This is a genomic window from Flavobacterium xinjiangense (assembly GCF_900142885.1).
Taxonomy (GTDB): domain Bacteria; phylum Bacteroidota; class Bacteroidia; order Flavobacteriales; family Flavobacteriaceae; genus Flavobacterium; species Flavobacterium xinjiangense.
Genome location: NZ_FRCL01000006.1, coordinates 57509 through 70015, shown reverse-complemented (window position 1 = coordinate 70015; position 12507 = coordinate 57509). Strand labels below are relative to the sequence as shown.

The window sequence follows — 12507 nt, the reverse complement described above, 5'->3', positions numbered from 1 at the left end:
AGAGGATGCCGTTGCAGGCATCCTCTGGATATTAAAATAAAATTCTTTAGTTTAGAATCATTAACTTCTGATTAATTTTCTGTATTTCAATCGTTTAGGAGTTAAATCACCACCTAGGCGTTTTTTCTTATTTTCCTCATAGTCAGTGAAACCACCTTCAAAATAATAAACTTCAGAGTTTCCTTCGAAAGCTAGAATATGCGTACAAATTCTGTCTAAGAACCATCTGTCGTGAGAAATTACTACCGCACAACCTGCAAAATTCTCCAAACCTTCTTCCAAAGCACGAAGTGTATTGATATCCAAATCATTGGTAGGCTCATCCAGTAACAATACGTTTCCTTCTTCTTTCAAAGTCATTGCAAGGTGCAAACGGTTACGTTCTCCTCCTGAAAGCATCGAAACTTTCTTATTTTGTTCTCCTCCACCAAAATTAAAACGTGACAAATAGGCTCTTGAATTCACTTGCTTTCCGCCCATCATAATCAATTCCTGACCATCAGCGAAGTTTTCCCAAATCGATTTCTCCGGATTTATATTAGAGTGTGCTTGATCCACATAAGCGATTTTCACGGTGTCTCCAATTAAGAACTCTCCCGAATCTGGCTTTTCCTCACCCATTATCATTTTAAAAATCGTAGATTTACCAGCACCATTTGGACCAATAATACCAACAATTCCTGCTTGCGGTAACGTGAAATTTAAATTATCATATAGTAATTTATCTCCAAAAGCTTTCGAAACATTTTTGGCTTCAATAACATTAGTCCCTAAACGTGGACCATTTGGAATATAAATTTCCAGATTTTCATCCAATTGTTTTTGGTCTTCATTCAATAATTTATCGTAGTTCTGCAAACGCGCTTTTTGTTTCGTTTGACGTCCTTTGGCACCTTGACGAACCCAGTCCAACTCGCGCTCTAAGTTTTTTCTGCGTTTCGAAGCTACTTTTTCTTCTAGTGCCATACGGCTTGATTTTTGGTCCAACCAAGAAGAATAATTCCCTTTCCAAGGAATACCTTCACCTCTGTCCAATTCCAAAATCCATCCTGCAACATTATCCAAGAAATATCTATCGTGCGTTACGGCAATAACAGTTCCGGCATATTGTGCTAAATGCTGCTCTAACCAAAGAACGCTTTCTGCATCCAAGTGATTCGTAGGCTCATCCAAAAGCAAAACATCAGGCTGTTGCAACAACAAACGACATAAAGCTACACGACGACGCTCACCTCCAGATAAATTCTTAATTGGCGTGTCACCTTCCGGAGTACGTAATGCATCCATCGCTATTTCTAGTTTGGTATCAATTTCCCAAGCACCCAATGCATCAATTTTATCTTGTAAAAGCGCTTGACGATCCATCAACTGCTCCATTTTATCTGCATTTTCATAGACTTCAGGCAAACCAAAACTATCGTTGATTTTGTTGAATTCATCTAAAACTGCCATAGTTTCTGCAACACCTTCTCTTACAATTTCGATAACCGTTTTACTATCATCTAAAATAGGTTCTTGTTCTAAATAACCAACAGTATAGCCTGGTGCAAAAACGACATCCCCTTGGTAGTTTTTATCAACTCCGGCGATAATCTTCAATAAAGAAGATTTTCCAGAACCATTTAGACCCAAAATACCAATTTTTGCTCCATAAAAGAAACTCAAATAAATATTTTTAAGCACTGGTTTATCTGCTCCTTGATAGGTTTTACTCAATTTTGACATTGAGAATATCACTTTCTTATCGTCTGCCATTTTTTATAGATTTTCAGATTATTAGACTTTTAGATAATTAGTTATTATCTAATTTTTTTAATTTTTATTCGTAATTTTTACTTTATTTTAAAGCCTTCCTTTAAGTGAACTAAATACCCAAGCATTAGCTAAAAATCCAACACCAACGGCAGCAAATCCCCATCCTGAAACATCGCTGTAACGGAAAGCTCCTAATCCTATTAAGAGTAATCCCATCAGAATCATTATCAAAGTTGCCCAACCTAAAACAGTGTTTTTATTCATTCCCATAATTGTGGTATTTTAATTTTTTACTCCCGACTCCGAAACGTCAGAACCGAAATGCAAATATCGGGATTTTTTACACTTTAATTAAATATTTTATAAAGCATTTCTCTTAATAAATCCGATTGAGATAAGACATTAGCCCCAACACCTTTACTTTTTACATCAATATCTCTCAAAGCTCCGACAATTTGACTTACTTTTTTCATTGGGTAATTTTTCAAGGCCACATCATATTCCTTCAAAAAAAAAGGATTAACGCCTAATACAGCCGCCACGTTTTTAGGATTTCTATCTTTTAATCCGTGGTATTTGAATAACTGAATAAAAAAACCAAAAACTAAACTCGTAGTTACCACCATCGGGTTATCTTTAGGATTTTGCGCAAAATTTTCGGCAATGGTATAGGCTTTCAATTGGTTGCGTTCTCCCAAAGCTTTTCGCAACTCGAAGACATTAAAATCTTTACTGAACCCTATATTTTCCTCAATATGCTTAGGAGTTATTGTACTTCCAGCGGGTAGGATAATTTGTAATTTTTCGAGTTCGTTGTTTATCTTACTCAAATCTGTTCCAAGAAATTCCACTAACATGGCATTTGCTTTAGGTTCAATCAAATACTTTTTACCGGATAAAATACGTTTGATCCAATCACCAACTTGATTTTCATACAGTTTTTTACTTTCGAAAACTACACCCGATTTAGCTAACAGTTTGGTTAATTTTTTTCGTTTATCCAACGTTTTGTATTTGTAACAAAAAACTAAAACTGTTGTAGGCATTGGGTTTTCAGCATAACTTTCCAATTTGTCTATCGTCCGAATTAAATCTTGTGCTTCTTTTACAATCACCACTTGACGTTCTGCCATCATCGGATATCGCTTGGCGGTCGAAATAATGTCTTCTATCGAAACATCTCTTCCGTATAAAACGGTTTGATTAAAGCCTTTTTCCTCCTCGGTTAGTACTTTTTCTTCTATATAATCAGATAATTTATCTATATAATACGGTTCTTCTCCCATCAAAAAATAGATGGGTTTGATGTTGCCGCTTTTTATATCATTTACAATTTTTACAACCTCGTCCATTTCTTTTTGTTTAAAGTTTGAAGTTTAAAGTTTGTGGTTTCCAATGAAACTTTAAACCTTAAATTTTAAACTTATTTAATACTTTTGCTTTATGCAAAAACTAAATTTTCAACTTTATAACTTTCGGTTCAAAAATAGCGAAAATAAAGTCTCCATTTTTGATGAAATCAGGAAAAAATTTATCATTCTCACTCCCGAAGAATGGGTTCGTCAGCACGTAGTTCAGTACTTATTGGATGAAAAAAAGTATCCTAAATCATTAATAAATGTCGAAAAAGTTCTAAAAGTCAATGGTTTGCGAAAAAGATACGATGTTGTTGTTTTCAATCCTGATGGTTCTATTTTTATATTAATCGAATGCAAAGCACCCGAAATAAAAATTGCACAAGCTACATTCGACCAAATTGCCCGTTACAATATGACTATGCAGTCCCAATTTTTGATGGTGACCAATGGTTTGAATCATTACTTTTGTCAAATGGATTATAAAAACGAGAAATATACTTTCCTGGAAAACCTACCGAATTATAATAGCTAGATTTTTAAACTTCTTAGATTTTAAAAATCTAAAATGTCGAAAAATCTATAAATCTAAAAGTCAAAATGAAAATAGCGGTTGTCATACTCAATTGGAATGGAGTACAATTATTAGAACAATTTATACCATCAGTGGTAGAATACTCACCTGAAGCTACAATTTATCTTGCAGATAATGCTTCAACAGATGATTCCATTTCATTTGTAATGGCTAATTTTCCTTCGGTTAAAATAGTTAAAAATGATTCCAATTCAGGTTTCGCTGGCGGATACAATGAAGCGTTAAAGCATATTGATGCCGATGTTTATGCTTTGATAAACTCAGATATCGAAGTTACCAAGAATTGGTTGCAACCCATTATTAAAGCATTTGAAAATGAATCTCAAACGGCTATAATTCAGCCTAAGATATTAGATTTTAAAAGTAAAGAATATTTTGAATATGCTGGTGCTGCCGGCGGATTTATTGATAAATATGGCTATCCATATTGTAGAGGTCGCATTTTTGATACCTTAGAAAAAGACAACGGTCAATATAATGATAACTGTGAAATATTTTGGGCATCGGGCGCTTGCTTTTTTATACGAAGTTCTGTTTATGACGAATTGAAAGGTTTTGATGCTGACTTTTTTGCGCATCAGGAAGAAATTGATCTCTGTTGGCGCGCTTTCAATAAGGGCCATCAAATTAAATACATTTCGGAATCACTGGTTTTTCATGTTGGCGGAGCTACATTGCAACAGGGAAATCCAAAAAAAACGTATCTGAATTTTAGAAATTCATTATTAATGTTGACCAAAAATTTACCTAAAGATAAATTATATTGGGTTCTGTTTTGCCGAATGGTTTTGGACGCAGCTGCTGGAATACAATTTATTTCACAAGGAAAATTCAAACAATTTTTAGCCATTTTAAAGGCCCACGGTTCATTTTACCGCTTATTTTTGGCAAATTATAAAAAAAGAGACAAATTTCAATCGGAAAAATACTATAACCAGAAAAGCATCGTTTATCTATACTTCGTCAAAAAGGTTCAAATATTTAAACATTTATTTAACTCGTAACTAAATATTAAAAACTAAATTTGTAATTCACGTCTAATTAAATTAAACATTTTATGAGAAAAATCGTAATCGCATTATCCGTATTAGCACTTTTAACTTCTTGTGTTTCGAAAAAGAAATACACTGATTTAGAAGCAAGAAATAAAGAAACCCAAGATTTATTAAACAGTTGCACGGTAAAGTTAAATTCTTGTTTAGAGGAAAAAGCTGGGCTTACAGCTACTGTAGCTGGTTTGAAAGAGCAAAATACAGGATTAATCAGTACTTCCAAAGACATGACTATATTGTCTACGAAAGGTGCTGAAAACATTGAGAAAGCTTTAGAATCTATTAAAGAAAAAGATTTAAAAATAAGCAGAATGCAAGATGCTTTAACTAAAAAAGACAGTGTAACTCTTGCTTTAGTAACAAGTTTAAAAAGCTCAGTTGGAATTTCTGATCCGGATATCGAAATAAATGTTGAAAAAGGAGTTGTATTTATCTCCATTGCCGACAAATTATTATTCAAAACAGGAAGTTATGACGTAACAGACAGAGCAAAAAGCGTTTTAGCCAAAGTGGCTAAAGTGGTAAATGACAAACCTGATTTTGAATGTATGGTTGAAGGACATACTGATAACGTGCCTTACAAAGGTAGTGGTGTATTGTTAGACAACTGGGATTTGAGTGTAAAACGCTCTACTTCCATCATTCGCGTCTTAACAAATCAATTAGGTGTTAAACCAGAACAATTAATTGCAGCAGGAAGAAGTTCATACATTCCTTTAGTAACTAATGATTCTGCTGAAAACAGAGCTCGTAATAGAAGAACTCGTATTGTTGTATTGCCAAAAATCGATCAGTTTTATGATATGATTGAAAAAGAAATGAAAAAACAAAAACAATAAAACAGTGTTTAGTTTGCTTATAATAATAAAAACGTCTCGGTGTATCGAGACGTTTTTTTATAGTTATTACTGAACACTAATTTTGAGGCTGCGGCAACTGAACAGTGTTTTTCTGAACACTGAACACTTCCTTAAAGAATATCCAAGCTCCCTTTACCTTCCCTAACCACTATTGGCTCATCTCCCGACAAATCGATAATCGTAGAACCTACATTATCGCCATAGCCACCATCAATAACTATATCAACTAAGTTTTGCCATTTCTCGAAAATAAGCTCGGGATCTGTAGTGTACTCAATCACATCGTCATCATCGTGAATCGAAGTGGACACAATTGGATTTCCCAGTTGCTTAACGATTTCTAAAGCTATCGCATTATCTGGAACCCTAATTCCGACAGTCGTTTTCTTTTTAAATTCCTTAGGCAAGTTATTATTTCCCGGTAAAATAAAAGTATAAGGACCAGGCAAAGCTCGTTTTAATATTTTAAAAGTTGTCGTATCAATTTGTCTCACGTAGTCGGAGATATTGCTTAAATCGTTGCAAATAAAAGAGAAATTTGCTTTGTCCAACTTAATCCCTTTGATTTTAGCAATACGTTCCAACGCTTTGGTATTTGTAATATCGCAGCCTAATCCATAAACGGTATCGGTTGGATAAATTACCAGTCCGCCATCTTTAAGTACCTTTACGACTTTGGCAATTGCCGCTTCATTAGGTTTGTCTTCGTATATTTTTATAAATTGAGCCATTTAATTTTTAGTTTAAAGTTAAAATGTTTAAGGCTTAAAGTTCCTCTAAAAGACAACTTTAAACCTTAAACCTGAAACGAATTTTTACCCAATAATATCCAGTTTTGCAAATCGCAATAATAATTTCTTTATTCCGCCCACTTCAAACTTGATTTCGGCTTTTTTATCAGCACCAACACCTTCCATATTAACAACTTCGCCTTTCCCAAAACGTTCGTGCATAACAATATTTCCAGCAACGAGTTTGTTGTCAAATAAATTTGCACTTCCAGTTGAAGCTCCATTACTGGAAACAGGCTTTAGTTTCCTAACATTTATATCTGATTTGGGTTCATTATCAGTAACCTGTTTTGGCGGTGTACCTCCTATTGGTTTTGCCAGACGCAATTTGGATTTGTCCACATCACCAAAAATATCACTGTCAATCATCGGTTTATAACGATAATTATTCTCCGGTGGTGTCATATATTCTAGATACTGACTGTCGATTTCCTCAATAAAACGAGAAGGTTCACTATCAGTCAACTTTCCCCATCTATAACGCGATTGCGCATAGGTCAAATACGCCTGATGCTCCGCTCTTGTCAAAGCTACATAAAATAAACGACGTTCTTCTTCTAGTTCGCTTCTCGTGCTCATACTCATCGCACTTGGAAACAAATCCTCTTCCATTCCTACCACGAAAACATGAGGAAATTCCAATCCTTTGGCCAAATGGATAGTCATTAACGCCACACGATCCTCGTCACTTGTATCTTTATCTAAATCGGTTGCCAGTGCGACGTCTTCCATAAACTCAGCCAATGCACCTCTGGCACCATCAACTTCTTTTTGTCCTTCGGTGAAATCCTTGATACCGTTTAATAATTCCTCAATATTCTGGATTTTAGCCATTCCTTCCGGAGTGGCATCTTTCTTTAATTCCTGTACTAGTCCTGTTTTCTTTGCAACATGGTCCGCAAGATAAAAGGCATCTTGATTTTCGTTTATAGCTTGAAAACTCTGAATCATCGTTACAAAATCAAGAAGTTTCTGTTTTGTTCCTGAATTCAGTTTCAAGTCAATTTTTTCAATATTTTGCATCACTTCAAATATCGAACGCTTGTAATGATTGGCGGCAATAGTCAATTTCTCGATAGTCGTATTCCCAATTCCACGAGCCGGATAATTGATTACGCGCACTAATGCTTCCTCATCTTTTGGATTGATAACCAATCGCAAGTAACACAATACATCCTTCACTTCTTTCCTTTGATAAAAAGAAAGTCCACCATAAATTCGGTACGGAATATCTCTTTTTCGCAGGGCATCTTCCATCGCACGTGATTGTGCATTGGTACGGTACAAAATTGCAAAAGCGCCATTAGGCAACTGATTTTGCATTTTTTGCTCCCAAATCGTACTCGCAACAAATCGGCCTTCTTCGTTATCCGTTAAACTGCGGTGTACTTTTATTTTTGGACCAAAATCATTGGCGGTCCAAACTATTTTATCAAGCTTAACTTTGTTTTTATCTATGATAGTATTTGCCGCTTCCACAATGTTTTTTGTCGAACGGTAATTCTGCTCTAATCGAAAGGTTTTCACCCCTTCATAATCTTTCTGGAAATTCAGGATGTTGTTGATGTTTGCTCCACGAAACGCATAAATACTTTGTGCATCATCACCTACCACACAAATATTTTGAAATTTATCTGATAATGCTCTAACAATCAAGTATTGAGAATGGTTCGTATCTTGGTACTCATCAACTAATATGTAACGGAAACGGTTTTGATATTTAGCCAAAACTTCTGGGAAACGAGTTAACAACTCATTCGTTTTTAATAATAAATCATCAAAATCCATTGCTCCTGCTTTGAAACATCTATCTACATAATTTTGATAAATTTCGCCCATTCGAGGTTTTTTAGACATCGCATCTGCTTCTTGCAAATCGGGATCATTGAAATACGCTTTTACCGTAATCAAACTATTTTTGAAATTGGAAATCCTGCTTAAAACCTGTTTTGGTTTATACACATCCCTATCCAACTGCATTTCCTTGATAATTCCAGAAATGGCACGAAGAGAATCTTGAGAATCATAGATGGTAAAATTCGAAGGATAGCCTAAATGTTCCGCTTCTGAACGAAGAATTCGAGCAAAAACCGAGTGAAAGGTTCCCATCCAAAGGTTTTTGGCTTCGCCAGCACCAACGATATCAGAGATACGTTTTTTCATTTCTCGAGCTGCTTTGTTGGTAAAAGTCAACGACAGAATGCTAAATGCATCTACTCCCTGATTCATCAAATAAGCAATTCGTATGGTCAACACCCGCGTTTTACCAGAACCTGCTCCTGCAATAATTATCATAGGACCGTCTTTTTGTAGAACGGGTTCTCGTTGCGCTTCGTTAAGTTGATCGATATATTTATGCATGGAAATTTTTAAATTATATTATGCAAAAATAGCGATTTTGAATGAGGTTTTAAGTACCAAAAAACAACAATTGACTAATTCATTTTGCAATTGTTTTTAATAAGATGTTCTGTATTTATTATTTAAAAAATACATCATAAGCAAAACGGATTAATGTACCGATTACAACTACCAAAAAGAAAATCCGAATGAAACTATTTCCTTTGTTTATAGCTAATTTAGCCCCTAGCCAGCCTCCGAAAGCATTGCTACCAGCCATCGGTATTGCTATTGCCCAAATAATTTTACCTTTCAAAATAAACAGGCAAATGGAACCAAAGTTAGTCGAAAGATTCACCATTATAGCATTTGCGGAAGCATGCAAAAAATCGAATCCCATAATGGATATAAAAGCAACCACCAAAAAGCTGCCTGTTCCCGGACCAATAAATCCATCGTACAAGCCCACTATAAAACTGATTCCAATCGCATTTAAGATTTGAGTTCTGGGAGAATGAGTTTTTGCAATATGTTGCCCAAAATTCTTTTTTGCGTAGGTATAAACAACTAAAAATGAAAGCACAACCAATAATAGCGGTTTCATAAAATCATTACTTACATACGTCAATAATGTAGAACCTAAAAATGCTGAAGGAAAAGCCAAAAGCATCATAATTCCTAGCAATTTCCAGTTCATATCTAATTTTTTAAGATATTGATAGGCTGCAAATGAAGTACCGCTAAAAGCAGGAACTTTCAGAGTTCCAATAACTGTTGAAACTGGTAAATTAGGTAATAATATCAATCCCATAGGCGTTTGTATCAGTCCGCCGCCGCCTACAATAGCATCTATAAATCCTGCGGCAAAAGCGGCTAAACAAAGTAAAACCAATACGTATGTTTCCATTGTAATTGTCGATATTTAATTTTAGGTCCAAATGGTAAAAATACTATTCGAATTGATTTATTGCTAATAAAATCAAGTTGTTTTGTGTTCAAAAAAGTATATTTTTGCTTTACTAAATCTTTAAAGAAAAATGGAATCATTACCAATCATAGAATTACTAAGTTATACTTTGCCGGCAGTTGTCACAGGACTTGTTGCCTATTATTTTTTTGATCTCCATACCAAAAACGAAGAAGGAAGACGCCGTTATTTGTTAAACAAAGAGGCTCAAAAAAACGCTTTGCCCTTACGCTTGCAAGCATTCGAACGTATGACTTTATATGTTGAGCGTATCAATCCTACCAAATTATTGATTCGAATAGCGCCTCTTTCACAGGATAAAAACGATTATGAAAATCTTATAATTGCACAAATCGAACAGGAATTTGAACATAATTTGACGCAACAAATATACATGTCAGATGAATGCTGGACGATTATTGTAACAGCCAAAAATGCTACCATTCAAATGATCCGTAAGGCAAATATGAGTGACCGTGTGGATAGTGCTGACAAATTGCGTGAAGTGCTTTTGAATGATTTAATGGAAAAACAATCTCCAAGTAATGCGGCTTTGGCTTATATCAAAAACGAAGTGGGGCAATTGTGGTAGAATATCATTAATATTCTTAAATGAACTTATATTCCTGATACGGTAAAAAATCCAAACATTTAAGGAATATAAGTTCATTTAAGTTTAAAAAATAGCGCCCAAAATTCTATGTTTAATTGCTATTCTTTCAATAATCGATTCAATTGAAATTGCTCGCTTTCATTTAAATTAGGCAGAATTCTTTCAAAAGAAACGCTCATTTCCTTATTTTTAAGCAGTTTCCTGATATTATCCCTTCCAAATTTCGAAAATTGCCACATATGATGCGTGGTTGCGCTGACCAAATTTTGCAATACTTGATCATTGATTATATTAAAAGCAAGTAGTTTCTCTAAAGCATCTTGACGAATAGTTGCTTCATAATTTCCCGATGAATAATTAATTAATTCACCTATTAACTGTTCTTTATTTGTCGAATAATTGGATGTAGACAATGCCAGTGACAACCATAATGTTCGCAGGTTATAATCACTAAAACCAACCCAATCTTTTGATTTATCCAAATAATGGGATTGTTGTTTCGGAAAATTATTCCATAAATTATACAACGCTATTTCTTGCGTCTGATACGATTTATCATCGAGTAAAGTTTCGTATTGTGCTCTGAAACCTTCCGGAATTTCATTCATTGATGCCGCGACCGCTTGACGAACTTGTACATTTTTAGAAGCCAAAGCCAAGCTTAAAAGAGCTCCTTTATCTTCCAATTTTTCTTGTTTTAATTGGTTGACAATCGCTTCTTTCACTGAAAAATAAACATCGGATTGTAGTGTTTTCGCGAAAAAATTTTCTTTTGCAGATAAGGGTTTATTTTTTAATTTTTCTACTTCAAATAAAATTTGAATTGATTTATTTTTATTTAATAAAATATTAGCCTGTTGTGTATTAAATACACTTGTTTCAAGCCATACTTTACTAAAATTATCTAAATCATAATCAGACACTTTTTTAATTTCAGCAAAGAAATCTTGTGTATTTACCGTTTGAAACGAATGTTTTTTCAAATAACATTTTACCGCTGTTTTAAAAGCCTTATCTCCTATTGCCTCGTGTAAAACAAAAAGTGCCCAAGCGCCTTTTTGATAGAAAGTCAACGAACTCGCTTTGGCATTCAAAACAGGAATAGTGTCGGTTCTAGAAGCAAACTTTAATTGTTGTTCCGATTCATATAATTTGGAATAAAAATAATCTTCGCCATAAATTTCCTTCTCAGCCAGTAACGCATAATAGGTTGCAAATCCTTCCTGAAGCCAATGGTGTTTTCCACTTTCGGCAGTGACAAGATTTCCAAACCACTGATGCGCCAATTCATGTGCATTGACATTCGTATAGCTTCTATCTTCAAAACCTGTAGAATCTACAAGATACCGGGTGGCGAATAATGTTGCCGAAGTATTTTCCATTCCTGCATATAAAAATTCTCGGACGGGAGCTTGTTTATAAATTCCCCAAGGATACCTCACTCCTATTTCCTTTTCCAAAAAATCGAATAGCCGCTTTGAATATCGATACGTGGGTTCAAATTTAAATTTGTCTTTGGAGTCATAGTACATTTCTAATGGAATTCCCGAGTTTGATTGCTGCGTTTGTTTTTCAAATTTCCCAATGGCAAGCATTAATAAATAAGAACTCATTGGTTTTTGCATGTTGAAACTCCAATACGTCATCGAATTGTTATCCACTTTGCTTTTTAAGATTCCGTTAGAAATTACTTGGTACTTGGAATCCACAACGACTTCCAGATTAAAAATCAATTTCTCATTGACATCATCAAAACTCGGAAACCAATTACTGGTGTTTTTTCCTTGACCCTGCGTCCAGATTTGTACATTATCATTATCCTCAGAACCTACAAAATACATCGCTTGCTTAGGTTTAGCAACATAATTAAAACTAATGTTATTGGTCCCTTTTTTAAAAGCTGAAATCAGTAAAATTTGCTTTCCATCAGTAGTGAAGTGGATTTCTTTCTGATTCAATTCTACATCAGTAAAATTCATATTTTGAGCATCGATTTTAATTGTATCTACTGGTATTAATACATCAAACCAATAACTAACCGCCCCTTTAACCGATTTATCTTGAGGATTAATTGTTATTTGTCCACGAACCGATTTAAAATCGACAGATTTGGTTTGTTGGGCGAATACAATGGCAGATAGTAAGAGGAAAAAGTATTTCATGGATTCCAAAGGTTAAA

At 34.5% G+C, this 12507-nt stretch carries 11 protein-coding genes; 4 read left to right on the top strand and 7 right to left on the bottom strand.

Annotated features, from left to right (window positions below; all coding sequences use genetic code 11):
* Positions 1-60 precede the first annotated feature (60 nt).
* The 3 genes from ettA to holA all read right to left on the bottom strand — a co-directional run bounded on the left by ettA (position 61) and on the right by holA (position 3107).
* Positions 61-1755 carry an energy-dependent translational throttle protein EttA gene (gene ettA / locus BUC23_RS08790; RefSeq protein ID WP_073208582.1) on the bottom strand — a complete coding sequence of 565 codons (1695 nt, stop codon included), beginning with the start codon at positions 1753-1755 and terminating at the stop codon, positions 61-63.
* Positions 1756-1842: 87 nt separating this feature from the next.
* A complete protein-coding gene (locus BUC23_RS08785; protein ID WP_039108177.1) occupies positions 1843-2025 on the bottom strand; it encodes a CAL67264 family membrane protein in 183 nt (60 codons plus the stop codon).
* Positions 2026-2102: 77 nt separating this feature from the next.
* Complete coding sequence (holA, locus tag BUC23_RS08780) at positions 2103-3107, bottom strand: DNA polymerase III subunit delta (protein ID WP_073208580.1); 1005 nt, start codon at positions 3105-3107, stop codon at positions 2103-2105.
* 91 nt (positions 3108-3198) lie between these two features.
* On the opposite strand from holA, the gene BUC23_RS08775 reads away from it, so the two are divergent.
* The 3 genes from BUC23_RS08775 to BUC23_RS08765 all read left to right on the top strand — a co-directional run bounded on the left by BUC23_RS08775 (position 3199) and on the right by BUC23_RS08765 (position 5596).
* Entirely contained in the window at positions 3199-3645 is a 447-nt protein-coding gene (locus BUC23_RS08775; RefSeq protein ID WP_073208578.1) for a type I restriction enzyme HsdR N-terminal domain-containing protein, read from the top strand.
* Between the two features lie 65 nt (positions 3646-3710).
* Positions 3711-4709, top strand: a complete 999-nt coding sequence (locus tag BUC23_RS08770; RefSeq protein WP_073208576.1) for a glycosyltransferase family 2 protein — start codon at positions 3711-3713, stop codon at positions 4707-4709.
* Positions 4710-4762: 53 nt separating this feature from the next.
* Complete coding sequence (locus tag BUC23_RS08765; RefSeq protein ID WP_073208574.1) at positions 4763-5596, top strand: OmpA/MotB family protein; 834 nt, start codon at positions 4763-4765, stop codon at positions 5594-5596.
* Between the two features lie 131 nt (positions 5597-5727).
* Here the strand turns inward: BUC23_RS08765 and BUC23_RS08760 are convergent, their stop codons facing one another.
* From BUC23_RS08760 to BUC23_RS08750, 3 genes are all read right to left on the bottom strand, one after another.
* Positions 5728-6348 (bottom strand): L-threonylcarbamoyladenylate synthase, encoded by a 621-nt coding sequence (locus BUC23_RS08760; protein WP_073208572.1) that lies wholly within the window; start codon positions 6346-6348, stop codon positions 5728-5730.
* 84 nt (positions 6349-6432) lie between these two features.
* On the bottom strand, positions 6433-8769 hold the full coding sequence (locus BUC23_RS08755; protein ID WP_073208570.1) for an ATP-dependent helicase: 2337 nt from the start codon (positions 8767-8769) through the stop codon (positions 6433-6435).
* A gap of 118 nt (positions 8770-8887) precedes the next feature.
* Entirely contained in the window at positions 8888-9655 is a 768-nt protein-coding gene (locus BUC23_RS08750; protein ID WP_073208567.1) for a sulfite exporter TauE/SafE family protein, read from the bottom strand.
* Between the two features lie 130 nt (positions 9656-9785).
* Here BUC23_RS08750 and BUC23_RS08745 point away from each other — a divergent pair, with 130 nt between their 5' ends.
* On the top strand, positions 9786-10307 hold the full coding sequence (locus BUC23_RS08745) for a DUF7935 family protein (protein WP_073208565.1): 522 nt from the start codon (positions 9786-9788) through the stop codon (positions 10305-10307).
* Between the two features lie 119 nt (positions 10308-10426).
* Here BUC23_RS08745 and BUC23_RS08740 read toward each other — a convergent pair whose 3' ends face one another.
* Positions 10427-12490 (bottom strand): M1 family metallopeptidase, encoded by a 2064-nt coding sequence (locus BUC23_RS08740; RefSeq protein WP_073208563.1) that lies wholly within the window; start codon positions 12488-12490, stop codon positions 10427-10429.
* Positions 12491-12507: the final 17 nt, after the last annotated feature.

Coding starts and splice junctions, on each gene's coding strand:
- ettA (WP_073208582.1), bottom strand. CDS start 1,755: ATGGCAGACGATAAGAAAGTGATATTCTCAATGTCAAAATTGAGTAAA.
- BUC23_RS08785 (WP_039108177.1), bottom strand. CDS start 2,025: ATGGGAATGAATAAAAACACTGTTTTAGGTTGGGCAACTTTGATAATG.
- holA (WP_073208580.1), bottom strand. CDS start 3,107: ATGGACGAGGTTGTAAAAATTGTAAATGATATAAAAAGCGGCAACATC.
- BUC23_RS08775 (WP_073208578.1), top strand. CDS start 3,199: ATGCAAAAACTAAATTTTCAACTTTATAACTTTCGGTTCAAAAATAGC.
- BUC23_RS08770 (WP_073208576.1), top strand. CDS start 3,711: ATGAAAATAGCGGTTGTCATACTCAATTGGAATGGAGTACAATTATTA.
- BUC23_RS08765 (WP_073208574.1), top strand. CDS start 4,763: ATGAGAAAAATCGTAATCGCATTATCCGTATTAGCACTTTTAACTTCT.
- BUC23_RS08760 (WP_073208572.1), bottom strand. CDS start 6,348: ATGGCTCAATTTATAAAAATATACGAAGACAAACCTAATGAAGCGGCA.
- BUC23_RS08755 (WP_073208570.1), bottom strand. CDS start 8,769: ATGCATAAATATATCGATCAACTTAACGAAGCGCAACGAGAACCCGTT.
- BUC23_RS08750 (WP_073208567.1), bottom strand. CDS start 9,655: ATGGAAACATACGTATTGGTTTTACTTTGTTTAGCCGCTTTTGCCGCA.
- BUC23_RS08745 (WP_073208565.1), top strand. CDS start 9,786: ATGGAATCATTACCAATCATAGAATTACTAAGTTATACTTTGCCGGCA.
- BUC23_RS08740 (WP_073208563.1), bottom strand. CDS start 12,490: ATGAAATACTTTTTCCTCTTACTATCTGCCATTGTATTCGCCCAACAA.